This window comes from Gracilibacillus halophilus YIM-C55.5 (assembly GCF_000359605.1).
GTDB lineage: Bacteria > Bacillota > Bacilli > Bacillales > Amphibacillaceae > Gracilibacillus > Gracilibacillus halophilus.
In genome coordinates this window covers 1-18,191 of record NZ_APML01000088.1, presented here as the reverse complement: position 1 = coordinate 18,191, position 18,191 = coordinate 1, and the positions used below count along the sequence as shown (strand labels likewise).

18 protein-coding genes and 1 pseudogene are annotated in these 18,191 nt (G+C 37.4%); 5 read left to right on the top strand and 14 right to left on the bottom strand.

The genetic code is table 11. The annotated features are described in order from the left end of the window. The 6 genes and pseudogenes from J416_RS14535 to J416_RS14510 all read right to left on the bottom strand — a co-directional run. The coding region (locus J416_RS14535) for a YihY/virulence factor BrkB family protein (protein ID WP_083875612.1) at positions 1-842 on the bottom strand (842 nt) is incomplete at its 3' end. Positions 843-864: 22 nt separating this feature from the next. Then, complete coding sequence (locus tag J416_RS14530) at positions 865-1,110, bottom strand: YtxH domain-containing protein (RefSeq protein ID WP_003474814.1); 246 nt, start codon at positions 1,108-1,110, stop codon at positions 865-867. A 26-nt stretch (positions 1,111-1,136) separates the two neighbouring features. Beyond that, a complete protein-coding gene (locus tag J416_RS14525) occupies positions 1,137-1,613 on the bottom strand; it encodes a low molecular weight protein-tyrosine-phosphatase (protein ID WP_003474813.1) in 477 nt (158 codons plus the stop codon). Between the two features lie 23 nt (positions 1,614-1,636). Continuing rightward, positions 1,637-2,886, bottom strand: a pseudogene (locus tag J416_RS16370) (putative bifunctional diguanylate cyclase/phosphodiesterase). Positions 2,887-3,554: 668 nt separating this feature from the next. Next, positions 3,555-3,923, bottom strand: a complete 369-nt coding sequence (locus tag J416_RS14515) for a DnaJ family domain-containing protein (RefSeq protein ID WP_003474812.1) — start codon at positions 3,921-3,923, stop codon at positions 3,555-3,557. 6 nt (positions 3,924-3,929) lie between these two features. Beyond that, positions 3,930-4,577 (bottom strand): MOSC domain-containing protein, encoded by a 648-nt coding sequence (locus tag J416_RS14510; RefSeq protein WP_003474811.1) that lies wholly within the window; start codon positions 4,575-4,577, stop codon positions 3,930-3,932. A gap of 151 nt (positions 4,578-4,728) precedes the next feature. Between J416_RS14510 and J416_RS15555 the strand changes: the two genes are divergently transcribed. Together J416_RS15555 and mreBH are read left to right on the top strand one after the other, a co-directional pair. Continuing rightward, positions 4,729-4,860 (top strand): YflJ family protein, encoded by a 132-nt coding sequence (locus J416_RS15555; protein WP_003474810.1) that lies wholly within the window; start codon positions 4,729-4,731, stop codon positions 4,858-4,860. A gap of 155 nt (positions 4,861-5,015) precedes the next feature. Beyond that, the gene (gene mreBH, locus J416_RS14505; RefSeq protein WP_003474809.1) at positions 5,016-6,023 is read left to right on the top strand and encodes a rod-share determining protein MreBH; all 1,008 of its coding nucleotides are present in this window, start codon (positions 5,016-5,018) and stop codon (positions 6,021-6,023) included. Between the two features lie 493 nt (positions 6,024-6,516). On the opposite strand, the gene J416_RS14500 is transcribed toward mreBH, so the two are convergent. Both J416_RS14500 and J416_RS14495 read right to left on the bottom strand, forming a co-directional pair. Continuing rightward, positions 6,517-7,446 (bottom strand): ABC transporter ATP-binding protein, encoded by a 930-nt coding sequence (locus J416_RS14500; protein WP_003474807.1) that lies wholly within the window; start codon positions 7,444-7,446, stop codon positions 6,517-6,519. 3 nt (positions 7,447-7,449) lie between these two features. Beyond that, positions 7,450-8,151: an ABC transporter permease gene (locus J416_RS14495; protein WP_003474804.1), complete on the bottom strand. Its 702-nt coding sequence runs from the start codon at positions 8,149-8,151 to the stop codon at positions 7,450-7,452. Between the two features lie 448 nt (positions 8,152-8,599). Between J416_RS14495 and J416_RS14490 the strand changes: the two genes are divergently transcribed. Then, positions 8,600-9,493: a DMT family transporter gene (locus J416_RS14490; protein WP_003474802.1), complete on the top strand. Its 894-nt coding sequence runs from the start codon at positions 8,600-8,602 to the stop codon at positions 9,491-9,493. A gap of 161 nt (positions 9,494-9,654) precedes the next feature. Here the strand turns inward: J416_RS14490 and phnM are convergent, their stop codons facing one another. The 6 genes from phnM to J416_RS14460 all read right to left on the bottom strand — a co-directional run bounded on the left by phnM (position 9,655) and on the right by J416_RS14460 (position 15,353). Next, entirely contained in the window at positions 9,655-10,827 is a 1,173-nt protein-coding gene (gene phnM, locus J416_RS14485; protein ID WP_003474801.1) for a phosphonate metabolism protein PhnM, read from the bottom strand. Positions 10,828-10,921: 94 nt separating this feature from the next. Then, a complete protein-coding gene (locus J416_RS14480) occupies positions 10,922-11,767 on the bottom strand; it encodes an ABC transporter permease subunit (protein ID WP_003474793.1) in 846 nt (281 codons plus the stop codon). Beyond that, positions 11,767-12,552 carry an ABC transporter permease subunit gene (locus tag J416_RS14475; protein WP_003474791.1) on the bottom strand — a complete coding sequence of 262 codons (786 nt, stop codon included), beginning with the start codon at positions 12,550-12,552 and terminating at the stop codon, positions 11,767-11,769. The genes J416_RS14480 and J416_RS14475 overlap by 1 nt, the downstream gene beginning before the upstream one ends. Continuing rightward, entirely contained in the window at positions 12,542-13,333 is a 792-nt protein-coding gene (gene phnC / locus J416_RS14470) for a phosphonate ABC transporter ATP-binding protein (RefSeq protein ID WP_003474788.1), read from the bottom strand. Before phnC ends, J416_RS14475 begins: the two co-directional genes overlap by 11 nt. A gap of 29 nt (positions 13,334-13,362) precedes the next feature. After that, entirely contained in the window at positions 13,363-14,388 is a 1,026-nt protein-coding gene (locus J416_RS14465) for a phosphate/phosphite/phosphonate ABC transporter substrate-binding protein (protein WP_003474784.1), read from the bottom strand. Positions 14,389-14,582: 194 nt separating this feature from the next. Further along, positions 14,583-15,353, bottom strand: a complete 771-nt coding sequence (locus J416_RS14460) for a TIGR01457 family HAD-type hydrolase (protein ID WP_003474780.1) — start codon at positions 15,351-15,353, stop codon at positions 14,583-14,585. Between the two features lie 302 nt (positions 15,354-15,655). Here J416_RS14460 and zwf point away from each other — a divergent pair, with 302 nt between their 5' ends. Then, positions 15,656-17,134, top strand: coding sequence for a glucose-6-phosphate dehydrogenase (zwf, locus tag J416_RS14455; protein ID WP_003474777.1), 1,479 nt, complete (start codon positions 15,656-15,658; stop codon positions 17,132-17,134). 73 nt (positions 17,135-17,207) lie between these two features. Beyond that, the gene (locus tag J416_RS14450) at positions 17,208-17,834 is read left to right on the top strand and encodes a cyclase family protein (RefSeq protein WP_003474776.1); all 627 of its coding nucleotides are present in this window, start codon (positions 17,208-17,210) and stop codon (positions 17,832-17,834) included. The last annotated feature ends 357 nt before the right edge of the window (positions 17,835-18,191 follow it).

Genomic DNA, 18,191 nt, shown 5'->3' with positions numbered 1-18,191 from the left:
CATCGCCTATCGCTCATCATGTTCACACGATTATCTCTTGATTCTAATAATGCATTGATTTCCCCACCAAGAAGTAAAATGACACCAGATAAATAAAACCAGATCATTAATATAATGACAGCACCAAGACTGCCGTATGTTGCAGAAAAATTACCTAATTCCGTCACATAAAAAGAAAACAACATGGAAACGACTTGCCACATAATCGTCGTCACACCCGCTCCTATTGCTACATGTCGAAAGTAAACGGTTTTACCTGGAGCCATACGGTATAACATGACAAAGACAAGAAAGAAAATCACCGTTGATATCAACCAGCGCAAGGCATTCCATGTGTTTAAAAAGCCTTCACTAAGGCCAAACCAAGAAAATAACGCTACACCAATCATACGACCAAAGATCGGTAATAAAAAAGCAACAATAATGACAAAAAGCATCGCAATGGTTAACAAGATCGAGATCCCACGGGTGACAAAAAAAGAACGTTCCTCTTCAATTCCATATGCTTGATTCAATGTACGCATCAATGCATTTACACCATTAGAAGCAGCCCATAACGTTGCGATAATACCAATCGATAGTAAACCACCATTACGTTGATGGGCTAACTGGGTGATATTTTCTTCAATTAATCGCAGAATCTCATCAGGGGTATACATTGCTAAAAACCCAATAATATTCAAATTCTCAACTGGAATATAAGCGACTAATGTCATTAAAAAGATGAGAAACGGAAATAAGGATAGTAAAAAGAAATAGGCAAGCTGAGCTGAAAGACCAGGCACATCATCATTTTGAAAACGTTGAAACAATTGTTTACCAAAATCCCATAAACGTGTCATCGTCGGTTGACTACCTTGATTTTTATTCATCATGATCCAGACGATTAATCATCTGTTCAAGTTGTTGGCAAATGTTCGCTGTAGTGGCTAGTCCTTGTGACAATCGATCTGAACAACGCTGGTATCCTATATGTAGCTGGTTTACTGTTTCTGCTGGATGTTTCAATGCTCGAATAAGATAACGTCTTGTCTCTCGATTCTTCAGCGTGAGCACAACTCCTGCTACAGCACCAATCATCATTCCACCAATTATTTTTTGTCTAGCCATTTCGCCCACTCCTCTTCTACGTCACATTAATCATCTAAATGATGTTGTTCCTCTATATAGTTAAACAACTGTTGACAACCAGCCTCCACAAGTTCATATGTATAATCAAAATTTCCCGCAAAGTATGGGTCTGGCACATTTGCTTCTTTCGCATCTGGTACAAAATCCAATAATTTCTTTACAACGACATCTGGATGCTTTTGACGAATGGATTGCAATTCATCAATATTTTGTTGATCCATCGCTATAATATAATCAAACTTTTCACCATCTTCCGCTTCAATTTTTCGCGCTTTTTGCCCCTCGTAGGAAATCTGCTTCTCATCTAATATCTTTCTTGTCCCTTGATGTGGCGGATTGCCGATGTGCCACGTTCCTAAGCCAGCTGAATCAATCGTAAACTGATCTTGTAGGTTATTGTTTGTAACAATATGACGGAAGATTGCTTCTGCCATCGGTGAACGACAAATATTTCCTAAACAAATAAATAATACTCTAATCATACCTATACCACCTATTCAAAAATTTAATCATTATGATCCATGTGAAAATGTTCATGTTGACGTAATAATTTCTTTTCTACTTCTTTTGGTTCGAGTGGTCTACTGTAATAATACCCTTGATAATAATCACAATCTTGAAGCCGTATAAACTTTAACATATTTTCTCCTTCGACACCTTCAGCGACCACTTTTAAACCAAATGTGTGTCCCAGTTGGATCATCGCTTTAATAATTTCGGCACTGCCCGTGTCCATAAATAATTCTTTAATAAATGATTGATCGATTTTCAAAAAATTGATCGGGAATTTCTGTAAATATCCCATCGAGCATAGCCTGTACCAAAGTCATCAATGGACAATGAAATTCCCATATCGCGGAGTTGATTCATCGTATCAATGCAGTCTTCCGTATTCTCCATAACACTATTTTCTGTAATCTCCATCTCCAAATAATTCGGGTCCATTCCTGTCTTTTCAAGAATGGCTTGGACATCATCGATAAAATGGGGTTGATGTAACTCACTCACAGATACATTCACAGCCATCAGTAGCACGTTTGCTCCACGCTTTTGCCATTCTACAAATTGTCGGCAGGCAGCTTCTAATACCCATTTACCAATATCATGAATTAAACCAATTTCTTCAGCAATCGGGATAAATAAAGAAGGAGAAATATACCCTTTCTTACCATGTTTCCAACGAAGCAAGGCTTCAACACCGACGACTTCATTTGTTTTCACGTCTACTTTCGGTTGATAAGACAAGCTAAATTCATTATATTTAAATGCTTTATAAATATCTGATTTCAATAAAATAATGTCATGATAGTTTTTGCTAAGTTTTCGATTGTATTCGTAAACTTGATTCCCGCCTTTTTCTTTCCCATGGTGAACCGCAATGCTGGCGCGATTAATATAATCTTCAGCAAATTCTGCTGGTTCGCGAAAATAGCTTATGCCAATTGTAGCTGTGATAAAACGTTCCATTCCCTCTAAATAAAACGGCTGGTGAATAAACTTCATGACGCGGTCCACTGCATCAAAAGTAGAAACATAGGAGCCATCTAACACAATGACAAATTCATCTCCTTCAAGACGATAAACCGTCCCTAGCTGTTGAATAGCCTTTTTCAATCGCTGGGCAATTATAAAAATCACTCGATCACCAGCGTTTTGCCCCAAGGTATCGTTAATATTTTTTAACCGATCGATATCACATAACAGAATTGACAACGGCTTTTCACCTGATTGGAAAAACTGTTCGAGGTCATGCATTAATTTTCGTCTGTTTGGTAAGTTTGTAAATGCATCATGGGTCGCTAAATGTTCGACTTGTTGCTGTGATTTCTCCAGTAATGTAATATCAATTGAAGATCCGACTACTTCGACAACTTCCCCTTGTTCAAACACCGGTGAGAGCATCGTGAATAGATGGTAAGCGTTATAAGAGTGCTTAAAAATCTGTTCCTTTCCTGAGAATGCTTGATCCAGTTTTTCTTTAAATATATTCATCGTTTCTTGATCAATGTATGGTTGAATAAAGTGAGCATCCAACAAATCTGGCGTAAGATATAATTGTTGGGCGAGTTTCCCTTCAATCAGCGGACATATATATTGTCCATTTTCGATTTTTACTCGGAAAATCATATTCATGACTTCCTGAAGCATACGTTTATACTGGTGGTCAACTGATGAGACCAATTCGTTGCCAATCACATTCATCTGCTGTACAACCAAGGTCTCCACCGCTTGAATATCTTGTATGAATGCAGGATGAGAATGTTTCGCTTTTAAACCAGCGAAAGATTGACGAATTTTTTTACCGTCAATGATTTTATCGAATTCTAGAGAAGACATGCTTTTCACCTAAGTTTTTGTTATTTTATTCTAGTATAACGAAAAAAAACCGAAAGAGAAAGAATATTCATTGATATGATTTCCCTTCAAAATAACTGTTGCATCTTATGGCGATATTTTTTATAAGCTGGAGATTTTTTAATATTTCGTTTTTCTAACATTAATTGAAATTCTAGTTCTTTTTCCGACAAACGCTTCGTTAACCGCCTCTCTTCTTCAGGGTCTTCACAAGCTTTTAACGCTTCACGAATCGAAAACAGTTGTTGATTGAGCTTTACTTCTTCCGGCAAAAAGCCACTGTTTTTCATGATTCGATATCCCATTCTCATATCATCTGGGACATTTGAAAGATCATCCAATTGTTGTGGTTTTCCTTTTCCTTGCATATGATCAAAATCTCCGTCTTCGATCGCTTTTTTTATACGTTCTTCTGCAAGTTGAGTAAAAACATCCATCTTCTATCATCCTAACTTTTGCAGGCGTTTATTGAATGAGGCAACAACATTTGGCGCTAACCCTTCTAGTCTCACATATTGTTGCATACGTTCTTTATTTTTACGGTCTCGAAACAGACAATCAAATACTTCATAGGAGGTCACTTGGTGATTGCTTCTCTCGATTCGTATCAATCTGTCCGTCGGCGTTACAATTCCTTCTTGTAGCACACGGAAATATAAGCCGCTATACCCCGTTTCAATAACCGTTTGTGGCATATCTTTAATTTGATGAACAGCTGAAATTTTGTAACACGGCTGTCGCGGTTGAGATACTTGAATGACGGCTTCTCCTAGTTGAAACACATCACCAATACACACGTCTTGCTCTGTTATCCCTTGAATCGTGATATTCTCACCAAAGGCGGGTATATCAAAGGTTCGATGATATCGCTCTTGCCAAAATGAATAATGGTGATAAGGATAAAGTAAGACGGCCTTTTCTGCTCCACCGTGATTTTTTAAGTCGGCTTGCCCGTCTTCGACAAAACCTGTTTTCGATAAATAACAAGGTTGATTGACGGATTGTTTTAAAAACCCTGTCTGAACTTCACGATCAGCTAAAACATACGTGTCAGGTTTGCCCATATTTAATGAGACAATCGTTGCTTCCATAGCTCGCTCATCCTTTATATTATGCTACGATCTATTATACATGAAGTTGTAAAATAATGAATCCATCAACTCCCTCTTTGCATTACATTCTATCCATGTTATTATTAATGTTGATGTAATCTTACAACAATGATGCGAGGAGGAAATAGATATGCATATCGCAAGCAAAGGTTGGTATGTAGCGCAATTGAAAAAGCACGGTGTACGTTACTATGAAGGCAGAAAAATTGAAAAGTACAAAAGTCATATTCTTGCTAACCTACTAGCAGAAAAAGAAGCATAATCGCTTACTTAAAAAACAGGTCTGTGCACCTGTTTTATTTTTTTGGTAAATTTTTTTCTGCCGACCAACCCTCATAATTTCCTTTTTCTTATAGAATAATTATAATAAGTCGTGTCAAAAGAATCGAATGTTTTAACATAGATGGAGGTAACAACATGTTTTCGACTACTGAGATAGGAATTGATTTAGGTACAGCGAACGTTTTAATATATACAAAATCGAAAGGTATTATTTTAAATGAACCAGCAGTTGTCGCTATGGATGTAAAAAACAATGCCGTCGTAGCTGTCGGTGAAGAAGCCAAAAGCATGATCGGTAAAACACCACAAAATATCGTCCCTATACGTCCTTTAAAAGATGGTGTGATTGCAGACTTTGACACAACCACACAAATGCTAAAAGCGTTTCTTAAGAAAGTCGGGAAAAAAGCAGGCGTATCCATGCGTAAACCGAGCGTTGTCGTTTGTACACCAGCAGGAAGTACAGCCGTCGAACGACGCGCAATTGACAATGCCGTAAAAAATTTCGGTGCTAAAGAAGTGCACCTTATTGAAGAACCAATCGCTGCTGCCATTGGAGCTGATTTACCTGTATCCGAACCTCAAGCGAGTATGATCGTGGATATTGGTGGCGGTACAAGTGAAGTGGGGATTATCTCCTTTGGCGGTGTCGTTGCTAGCCGCTCCGTTCGAGTGGGCGGCAATCATATCGATGAGGAAATTATCCAATATGTAAAAAAAGAATTTAACGTATTAATTGGTGACTCGACAGCCGAAAATATTAAAATGGAGATTGGTTATGCTTTAGTCGATCACTCCAACGAAGAAATGGATGTACGAGGTCGTGATTTGGTGACTGGACTTCCAAAAGTGATTACCATCAGTTCATCTCAAGTGCAAAGCGCCATTAAAGAGGTACTTGATTCAATTTTAACAGCTATCCGCGATACACTTGAAAACTGTCCACCTGAGCTTAGTGGTGACATCGTTGATCAAGGAATTACCTTAACTGGTGGCGGTGCTTTATTGAAAGGCATGCAAGAATGGCTATCACAAGAAGTAAATGTCCCAGTGCATATCGCACCAAACCCATTAGAGTCCGTCGCAATTGGTACAGGCCGTTCATTAAAAATGATTCAAAAGCTACAAAAAGCTGCTAAATAAGTAAATGTTATACCTTTTACAAAAAATAGTCTCTTGTACTCTACAAATGTACGCTTTCCATGCAAACAGAGAAGATCAGATTCACTGTTAGCATGGAAAGAATCATTTTCAAGTCATACAGGTGTATAAGAATCCGCTGTTTGCCTCGAAAAACCATATATCCTTCAAATAACATGACAGAGATTTGCTGTTTGCCTCGAAAAACAATGTATGCTTCAAACAGGGAAAAAGATAGCTTCTGTTTGCATAGAAAACAGAAGCTTCAAAAAATCGGTTTATGAAAATGAACTTAACTCTTCTTCATTCTCTCAGACAAATCATCACCGCTAAAAATCAACAAAGAATGGCTCAGGACCAGTAGGTTGCTCGCTCCCACCACGGGGTTCAACACTTGCTTTCAACAGCTTATCATCCGAAACATCATCTAAGCGATATAAAAGGATTCGCTACTCTTTGACCTTTACTATTTAAAATAAGAAAATCATCGCACCAATTACTCTTCTTTTGTATTCATAAATACTTCTTCCAATGATTGTTCTTCCATCTTTACTTCATAGAGAAGAATGCCAGATTCCATTATTTTTTTGGACAGTTGGGGAAGGCCATCTTCAGAAGTCACTTTCAAAAATGTATAGTCCTTTTTTGTGTGTAAAAATGAGATATTGATGTCTAAGTCATCAGAGATTTGTGAAATATGATCTGCTGTGAGCACAGGCTTTGTACGAATGATTAAACCAATAGCCTCTTTAGATTCATTGGCTGCAATTTTTAGTTCACGTGGGGTTCCTAATTTTTTAATCACACCTTCACTTAAAATCCCCACTCGATCACATATTTTCTCAATTTCATCCAAATTATGTGATGTTAAGAAAATCGTCTTTCCACTCTTCTGCAATTCCGTTATCATGTTACGAATCTCGATTGCCGATTCAGGATCTAGGCCAGATGTTGGTTCATCCAAAATAATAAGCTCCGGATTGCCCAATAATGCTTGTGCAATGCTGATTTTCTTTTTCATACCGAATGAATAAGATTTAATTTTCTTCCATTCTGCCCCCTCTAACCCTACATCTCTCATAAGGGATAGATAATATTCTTTACTAGAGTTAGCTAAAGACAATTCTCCCATGTATCTTAAGAAGTCAATCCCTTTCATGTTTTCATAAAGATTTGATATGTCAGGCATTACTCCGACTCGTTTTTTTACTTGATTCATATGCTGATCAGGGATACCTAATATTTCAAAAGAGCCACCACTCTTGTTAACGATATCTGTGAGTATATGAATTAAGGTCGATTTACCGGCTCCATTATGTCCTACAAATCCAAATACTTCCCCTTGATAAATTGTTAAGTTGATACCTTTTAAGACATTTGTTGATCCATACTTCTTTGTCAGTTGTTTCACATTCATCATTTCCATATGTTAAAAATCCTTTCTATTTAGCAACATTATACTTATTGAAATAAAACAAACGCCAATGACCAAGGGGATAAACGTCATCACAATCGAACCTTCTAAATAGTTATATGGCAACAAATATTTAAAAGGAATAAAATACCATTTATCAGAGTAAACGGCGATTAGTCCAATTATCGGTAACACAATTCCTAGAAAAATCCCGATAAACATTGTTAATTTCGTTTTTGATATAATGGTAGAAATAAACAGTACGAAACTGATAATGTAGAATAAAAAGATCATTGTTTGAACATAGTCTTTTAGGAACCAAGCACCTGTGATCAAGGATATAATTGCAAAAGAAATTGAAATCGTAACAACCCAAAATAACAAAACTCCCAAAAACTTGCCTAATACAATTTGGATTCTTGATGTCTTCGTTACGAGTAGTCTGATCGTTTTCATCTCTATTTCTCTATTAATCAAATCATGCGAAATCGCAAACACAAATAGAAATCCAAAGATCAACACGACGAATGCTATCGCTGCTGTATATAATGCCCCCGTTCCAATTCCGCTTTCTTCAGCAAATTGATTAATCATGTCTTGATTTTGGTCAAAAAATTTAGCTGACTGATACGATACATATGTGATAAATAGTAAAATTAAAATTGACCGTACACTTTTAAATGCATCAATGAACTCCCGCTTTAACACTTGTGTCATTTTTATCCTCCTACATCATGATAAACAAAAATTATATATTTTCCTTTAATAACAATTACTTACATTAAGTTTAACATGAAATTCCAATTATCGACATTAAAAAATCTGCGTGCTAACTAATTATCTCCTCGATGAACTGTTATTGATCGTTTTTTAGGCAAACAGAACCATTGGAATCTATTGTTTGCATGGAAAGATTCATTTTCAAGTCATATAGGTGTATGAGAATCCGCTGTTTGCCTCGAAAAACCATATATCCTTCAAATAACATGACAGAGATTTGCTGTTTGCCTCGAAAAACAATATATGCTTCAAACAGAGAAAAAGAGAACTTCTGTTTGCATTAAAAACTGAGGTGAATCGGAGGAAATCCATACCGGCTTCTCTTTCACTTCACTTCCAAGTTTCCGCAAAACATGTTAATATCCTCATTATTGGAGGTGAACGCATGAAAGCATATATCTTGCTTATTTTAACGACAATTTTTTATGCGGGAAACCTAATCGTAGGTAAGCCGGTGACACAAGAAATTCCACCTATTACACTTGCTTTTATTCGTCATATAATTGCAGTGATCGTCATTTTACCGTTTGGTTACTCAGAATGGAAACGAAACAAAGAATTGTGGAAAAAAGAATGGAAAGCGGTTCTATCATTATCTTTAACGGGACTTGTCTTATTTAATGTATTAGTCTATTTGGCACTCAATCATACAACTACCATTAACGCTGGAATTGTCGAAGCGTCTACTCCGATTTTTACATTACTAATAGCGTTCTTATTGTTTAAAGAGACATTTACGCGCAAACAATTAATCGGGGTTTTTCTTTCATTATTCGGTGTGTTTTTTGTAATTACAAAAGGGTCGCTAGAGGTTATCATGAATCTGGAAATCAATGGTGGCGACTTTATTATGATGCTTGCTATGATTACGTGGGCCTTTTACTCAATTTTTATAAAACAACACACTTGGAAGTTTCCCACTTATGGTGTCCTCTTGGTCATGTTTGTAGTCGCAAATATCGTTTTCATCCCTCTCATGGGACTGGAATTCAATCAATTTTCAAGTATTCAATGGTCAGGAGAAATTATCGCCGGACTATTTTATTTGGGGATTTTTCCGTCTGTTATCGCATTGATCTGCTACAACACGGCAGTACGAGAAATTGGACCTTCACGCGCTTCTGTCTTCCTAAATCTAATTCCAGTATTCACGATGATTGGAGCGGTTGTCTTCTTAGGTGAACAATTGACGATCATTCAATTTGTTGGGTCCGTCTTTGTCATTACAGGTGTCCTCATTACCAATCGGACGAGCAGAAGAGTGCAAGAAGAAAATTAAGAAAATAGAGACTGCAACAAAACATTGAAACTACGAAAGCCCGACTTTTTTCTGAGATTAATCAAATAAAAGTCGGGTTCATTTTTTGGTTTGATTCTTTAAAGCACTTGCTCATCACAGGTACAGACTTTTTTTATCATACGAACATATACATTCTGTTCTTAGGTGAACTGATAATTCATCTCACAAATAACTTTTCCTTTAACAAAAACTTTTTCAATCATCGGCCGATCGTTGTCTTCTCGAATCAATAAAAAATCAGCTTCGTTACCAACTTCAATTGAACCTATTTGATTAGATAGCCCTAGTGCATGTGCTGGATTATGCGTAACCTTATTGACTGCCTCGTGTAATGGCATTCCCTCTTGAAAAAGCTTAAAGGTTGTATGCAATAAAGAGGACGGATAATAATCTGAGCAAAATATATCCACAACATTGTGACGAACTGCTTCCATTGCTGATAGATTGTTACTGTGTGATTTCCCCAATAATGCATTAGGTGCACCCATTACTACATCTAATCCTATCTTTTTTGCATGTTTTGCGACATCCAATCGAATCGGAAATTCACTTATGCTTGCATTCCAATCCTGAATAACTTCTAACTTTTCGATTGAGTCGTCATCATGGGATGCAATTGGAATATTATGAATGCTGGCTAGATGAGCTAATTCCTTTAACGCTTTTCCATCTAACTTTTGGAACTGTTTGCTCTTTTGAATGAGTTCGTCAGCCGTTCCCACCGTATGATGTCGATGTTCAATTAAATATCGCTTATATACCTCTAAATCTCGAAATTGCCCTTGTCCTGGAGAATGGTCCATAAACGAGAGTTGATCAATCGAACGATCTCTAATCAACTGCTTCACCATGTCTAGTGCTGCAATATTATTGATTTCATAACGGAGATGAATTTTATGACGAATGAGATGTGTTTTTTGTGCAAACTCATGGATGGCTTGGATCATCTCAAGTGCATGATCTGTTCGTCTGATCCATTGACTAGCTCGATCTTCTAATAACGACAATGAATGATAAATCGTTGTAATTCCTTGACCTACTAATTTCTTTTCCAGCTCATAAAAGGAAATTTCAATAGGCATTCTACTATTGGGACGGGGTTCTAATTCGATCTCGATTGCGTCACAATGAGAGTCTATGAACCCAGGAATCAACCAATCACCTGCTGCATCGAGATCTGATTCCTCTTTTTTTACAGGATTACCCTCATATATTTTCAAGATTCGGTCACCTTCTAATTGCAAACTTCCTTGCCTAATCACCTCAGTTGGAGTAACGATGTTTGCATTGTATATAGTCTTCTTGTTTTTCATAAATCACCTCATAATTCATAATAATTATATGAAAGAGAAGAAAATAATCTCTTCTGGCATTTCCTAGTCAACTATAGCTTTATAACACTGGAATTTAGGTAATATTTATGTGTCGTTTGATGCGAATAGCAACAATTTCTAATAGTATTGCAAAGACCAAAATATAAAAGGTAATTGTCCCTAATTCACGCAAATCTAAATAGAATGAACTTGCCATAAATAAATCATAACCGATACCGCCTGCTCCAGCAGCAGCTCCCATTGCTACAGCTACAGAAAAATTAATCTCAAATCGGAGAAACGTCCATGAAATTATATAAGTCATACTTGAGGGAATGACAGCTTGCCACACGATTTGCCACCAATTGGCACCGCTTGCTTTCAAAACCTCAATCACACCATCATCCAATTCTTCAAAGGACTCAGAATAAGCTTTAATTAAATAACCGACTGAATGAAAGGTCATCCCTATCACTGCTGCTACGCTACCTAAACCAGCTGCTATAGCAAAGATCAAGACCCAAAGAACAGTAGGCACTGCACGGACAACAGCAACAAAGTTTTTAATAGAATTCGAAATTTTTGGTGTTGATAAATTTTTGGCAGCCAATAAGCCTAACATCAGTGAAATGACTGCACCAATCACTGTTGTTAATAAAGCCAGACTTATTGTTACAAGCACTTGATAAAGTCCTTCCATAAACGTAAAGTGATTAAAATGTGGTTCTGTGAACATTACTTTGAAATTTGTAAATGTAGCCGTTATTCCTTCCAACATCCCCACATCTGTATCATCATAAGTAAAAAAACCGATAATTGTTAATATCACTAAACTAAGTAGAGTAAGGCGAATGACAATGGCAGATTGATTCATTGGTTTCACCCTGACCGGTCGATTTGAAGGGGGTGCTATACGTTTCATTATATTTTCAAAGTCCATTATATAATCACCCTTCTCACGTAATTGGAAGCTGCCTCTAAAGCTAAAATAGCGATTACAATTGCAATAACAACTAAACTCGCTGTATTGTAATCTACAGACTTGTAATACAAATCAAATACAAACCCTATACCTGTACCTGTCAGTATGCCTATTAATGTTGCACTGCGAATATTGGTTTCGATCATAAATAATAACCAACTAAGCATTTGAGAAGCACTTGAAGGAATGACAGAATGAATAACTATTGAAATGTAACTCGCACCAGTCGCTCGTAATGCTTCCACACCACTATTACTAACTTCATCAATGGTTTCAATAAACGCTCTCGTTAGAAAACCGAATGAGACAAAAAATAAAGCAAAATATCCAGTTAACGCACTTTGACCAAATGAAAACAGCAATATCATCGACCAAACCGCCACATCAATATTACGGAATAACGTTGCGATAAATCGACAAATCGTTGCAAAAAATGGATTGATTGTCGTCGTATTGGAACCGAGAATAGCAAAAAATAATGCGAACAGAGATGCTAATGTTGCAGATCCAATGGACAGTAAAATTGTTTCCCACAAGCTTATTAAAATTTTTGGCAAATGCTCGAAAGAATCTGTAGTTGGAAAAAAGTTTGTCACTCCCCAACTAATCGCCATTGGAATTGATGAAAATCCTTTAATCACATCATATTCCGTAATCATAATGCCACCATAGGTAACCGATACTAAGAAAGCGAAAACGAGTAAAGCTCTTAATCTTTTTTTAAAAAAGAAGTTAACCTGCATAATGTTTCTCCTTATTCATTTCTACCATTAAATCGTCAAAGTCGGAGCCATAAATCTGATGAATTTGTTCTTGAGTTATATCAGTCGGTGTCCCATCATATACAATTTGACCTTGACTAACACCTATAATTCGGTCACTATATTGCAAAGCGACATCAACTTGATGCAAATTGACAATTACCGTAATGCCCAAAGATTGTGAGATTTTTTGCAAATAGTCCATAATGATTTTTGATGCATTCGGATCCAATGAGGCTATTGGTTCATCACAAAGTAACATTTTTGGATCTTGAATTAAAGCTCTAGCAATTCCTACACGTTGTTTTTGCCCCCCACTTAGCTTGTCGCTTCTTTTATACATTTGATCTGCGAGTCCAAGCATTCGCAGTAGCTGTATCGCCTGCTCTTTTTCTTTCTTCGTATAGATTCCTAATGCACCAACAACCGATGACTTATAACCCAGCCTGCCATGAAGCACATTCTCGATAACAGTCAATCGATTGACTAAATGATAATGCTGAAAAATCATACCAATCTTTGTACGTAGTCTCCTCAGCTCTTTTCGCTTAACATGAAGCAAGTCTACGCCATCAAACGTTACTTCCCCGTTTGTCGGTTCGATCATACGATTGATACAGCGCAGGAGAGTCGATTTTCCTGCGCCAGAAGGGCCGATCACAGCAATGAATTCTCCCTTGTTGACGGAGATATTAATATCTGAAAGTGCGATCGTATGTTGATCGTATCGCTTTGACAAGTTGAATAATTCTAATAAGGCCATGCTCACTACTCCTCTCATGATTGAACGGATTAGTTAGATAATTCGCGAATAGGATCAAACCATGAATCTTCTACTTCAAGGAATCTTTCATCATCCGTTTTCGAGAATAAGCCACTTTCTTCTGCATCTTCTGGAATAAATATGCTTTCATTGTTTGCCACTTCTTCGGATGTGAACGCCTCAACAATTGCTTCCTGATCCTCTTCACTCAACGTTTCAGTATTCATTGTAAATGGTGCGTTTAAGACAGGAGTTACCGAAATGAGAACAAATTCTTCACCGGTAACTGTATGAAAAGGCTCCACTGCATCATCACTTACTCGGTATACTGCACCTGATTTATTTTCTTCACCATCAACGTGCTCAACATAATTATCAACACAAGTGTCACAAAAAGCCGCTACTTCAGCTTTATCTGACAATAAATTCACAGCTGATCCCTGGTGTGACCCTCCAAACATGACTTCACTGAAAAACGTCCCACCTTCTAATAAGTCTTCCTGAGTTAAATCTTCATGGCCTTCGATTTCATTAAAATAGGAAACAATCCCTTCAGAAGGTACTTTAAATCCCGATGTGGAACTATTAGAAACAAAAGAAAATGATTGACCTTCAATATTATTAATTGTAAATTCTTCTCCCTCTTTATAATCTGTTTCATTGCCTTTTTTCACATTTAACCAACTATGATATACAGCGTCTTCCAATGTACCCGAGGGACCGGATGCAACAGCGATAGGCAATACATTTTCATTTTTCTCATGTGCTTCTACATACCCTTGTGCACCTAAGAATGCTAAGTCAGCATTTCCATTTGCTAATGATTCGATGGCCACGATATAGTCTGTTGTTGTTTCGTGTTCTACTTCTTTCCCCGTTACTTCTTCTACGATATTACCGATTTCTTCTCTAGCAGATTTTAAATCTTCACCAGATTCGTTGGGTAGCCAGGTAAAGGTTAGCGTGTCGCCAGAACTGGCCGAACCTCCCTCTGAACAACCGACGACCCAAACAGCACACAGTACAATTAAACTGAATGTAACGATTTTTTTCATATTACCTTTCCCCTTTGTATGTGTAATTTCTTCCAACACTTACTATAAAGATAGAACATTAATCTAGTTTTAAAATGATGTTAATTATAGGTAAATATTAGAATCTTTTTACTTATGAGAAATACTTAATGTATAACGGGAGGCCCAGTATGATAGAAAAACCCACGAAGTTGCTATGCTCCGTGGGTTTTTCTTTAATCTTCAATTGTCCATTCAGCCAGCGTATCGATCGTGTAGGTTGGCTTGTTTTGAATAGTTTTGAGGTCCTCCTTCGTTGTTACCCCCGTATGAACTAACAGCGAGTCGATCCCTGCGTTGATACCTGCTAGAATATCTGTTGCGTAATTATCTCCGATCATAAGTGTTTCGTCTCTTGTGGTACCAAGTACTTCTAACGCTTGATCGACAATGATCGATTCAGGTTTTCCAATAAATGTAGGTTCGACACCGGTTGTCACCGATAGCACGGAAATAAGTGAACCAGCTCCAGGTAAAAAACCGCGTTCAGTCGGTAAAGCAACATCGCCATTGGTCGCAACAAAGGTAGCACCTGCGCGAATATTTAAAGCTCCTTTGGCTAATTTTTCATAATTTATCGTTTGATCCAATCCCATCACAACATAATCTGCATTCTCGTCGACAATTTCTAAATCTGCATCCTCAAGTGCCATATGTAACCCTTTCTCACCTACTGGATATACTTTTGCATTCGGCTCTTGTTGTTTAATGTAATGAGCCGTTGCCATACTACTCGTAAACACTTGATCAGTGGTACTTGGAACGCCCATCTGGTTGAGCTTATCAGATACATCACTCGGATGCTTGGTCGAATTATTGGTTAAAAATAAATAAGGGAATCCTTTATCTTTCAGCTGTTTTACGAACGTAACTGCTTCATCTATTTTTTCTGTACCTTTATAAACCGTTCCATCCAAATCAATTAAAAAACCGCGATACTCTTTCATACGTTCCTCCTTATATTTTGACAGAAAGAAATTTTTTGAAAATTCCATGTATTTCATTTGTCATTTTTCACATACATGATACTATAATATATGATAGTCACTCCATGGCACTTATTTTCTATCTTATCATGTCAAATGATTTCACAGAAGCCTTTTAAGTGGTAGAATATAATGATAGGATAAGTATGATTTATGATTGCCTGCTCCATATCATACGCCGTTACTTTGTAAGCATATCGTGACACATATGTAATCAGTAATGTCGTACAGGCAAATAAATGAGAGAAAGGTAGTTAAAGTCAATGACAACGAATAACCCGAAAGCAGTAATCGTAATATTTGGCGCAACAGGGGATCTTGCCAATCGGAAGCTTTATCCGTCGATCTATCGACTCTACCGCAATGGCAAACTATCCGACAATTTTGCGGTTATTGGCGTAGCAAGACGACCACTCACCAATGAAGACTTTCGTAACAATGTAAAAGCATCGATTAATGATTTCGATGACCCGAACATTGACCCTGATGAATTTGCTAGCCATTTTCATTATAATCCGTTCGATATTCAAGATCTCGAACATTATAAGGCACTCGAATCGTTAATAACAGACTTAGATAAAACATATCAAACAGACGGAAATCGTTTATTCTACTTCTCTATGGCTCCGAACTTCTTTGGAACGCTAGCTGCGAACCTTAAATCAGAAGGGTTAACGACAACAGAAGGCTGGACGCGCCTCGTGATCGAAAAACCATTTGGTCATGATTACGATTCAGCGAAAGAACTGAACGATCAAATTCGCGAAGCATTCAACGAAGATCAAATTTATCGAATCGATCATTATCTAGGAAAAGAAATGGTCCAAAACATTGAAGTGATTCGATTTGCAAATGCACTGTTTGAACCACTGTGGAATAACCAATATATTTCTAATGTTCAAATCACTTCAAGTGAGGTACTCGGTGTCGAAGAACGTGGCCGTTATTATGACAGTGCTGGTGCGCTAAAAGATATGATGCAAAACCACATGTTACAAATGCTCGCACTGATTGCTATGGATCCGCCAATTAAACTAACACCTGAAGAAATCCGTAGTGAAAAGGTGAAAGTCCTTCGCGCGCTGCGTTTCTTCAATGAAGATGAAATCGAGAATTACTTAGTTCGTGGCCAATATGACCGTGGCATTGTCAATGGCGAAGAACTACCAGCGTACAGAGAAGGTAATGGTGTTGATCCTGAATCCAATACAGATACTTTTGTCGCAGCCAAGTTATTAATAGACAATTTCCGTTGGGCTGGTGTGCCGTTCTATTTACGAACTGGCAAACGTATGCAGAGAAAATCAACAGAAATTATTGTAGAATTTAAAGATCTACCTATGAACCTTTACTATGATAAAGATGATGATGCGCAACCTAATTTATTAGTCATTCATATTCAACCAGATGAAGGTATCACTTTACATGTGAACGCGAAAAAAGGTGATTACAGTGCGTCATCTACGCCAATTCAATTGAGTTATGACAATAATGCTCAAGATAAAATGAATACACCAGAAGCATACGAAAATCTCCTCTTTGATTGTATGCGCGGTGATTCCACAAACTTTACCCACTGGGATGAAGTCGCATTATCTTGGCAATTCATTGATATTATTGCAGATGCATGGTCCAAGAAGAAAGCTGATTTTCCAAATTATGAATCAGGTACGAATGGACCAAAAGAAGCAGATGAATTGTTGAAAAAAGATGGTTTCAAATGGTGGGACGTATCTGAATAAAATGAATCAGAAGCAATCAGTTCAAATGTCGAATTGATTGCTTCTATTCTATTTCACAAGGAGGAGATCAATCATGAAATTTCACGATATTTCAATGGCGATTCATGAAGACATGCAAGTATGGGAAGATTCAGATAGTAAGCGCTTAAATGTAAAAAGGGAAACGAATGCTCATATTACCGAATCCACAATAACGATGAATTTGCACACAGGGACACACATTGATGCACCATTACATATGATAAATGATGCTGACACCTTCGAAACCATTCCTATGAACCAATTAATCCGCCAAGTCAAGGTGCTCAACCTTCAGTCGGCAACTGATGGAATTACACGCGCCGATTTGCAAGCGCATCCAATTAAAAAAGGTGATTTTCTTTTATTCCAAACGAAGAATTCATTTCATCAAGATCAGTCATTTGATTTTCAATTTATTTATTTAACTGAAGACGGTGCAGATTATTTAATTGAGAAAGATATCATCGGAGTCGGTATAGATACATTGGGAATTGAACGAAGTCAACAAGGAAACCCAACACACCGTAAATTATTCCGTAAACAGAAGATTATATTGGAAGGTTTACGCCTTGCCCATATAAATCCTGGAAACTATTTTATGGTAGCAGCTCCGCTGAAAATGATTGGCACTGAAGCAGCTCCTGCGCGGGTTTTTCTTTTTGAACAGGACATATCATAGTTTTTTTTGTGCTAAATAAGAGGAAATCTGTTTACGTACGAGGAAAAATGATGTCAGCGCTATGCGATGGTTCGGATTTTGTGATTGTCATCATTTCTATATCTGTCGTGAGTGCCTTTGGTATACCGGAAAATCTCAAATTACTGGGAAATCTACACATGGTTCTCACTAGATTTCCGGGTAAATCTCAAATTACTGGGAAATCCATACATGGTTCTAACTAGATTTCCGGGTAAATCACGAATTACTGGGAAATCTGCACGTGGTTCTCACTAGTTTTCCCGGTAAATCACGAATTACTGGGAAATCTGCACGTGGTTCTCACTAGTTTTCCCGATAAATCACGAATTACTGGGA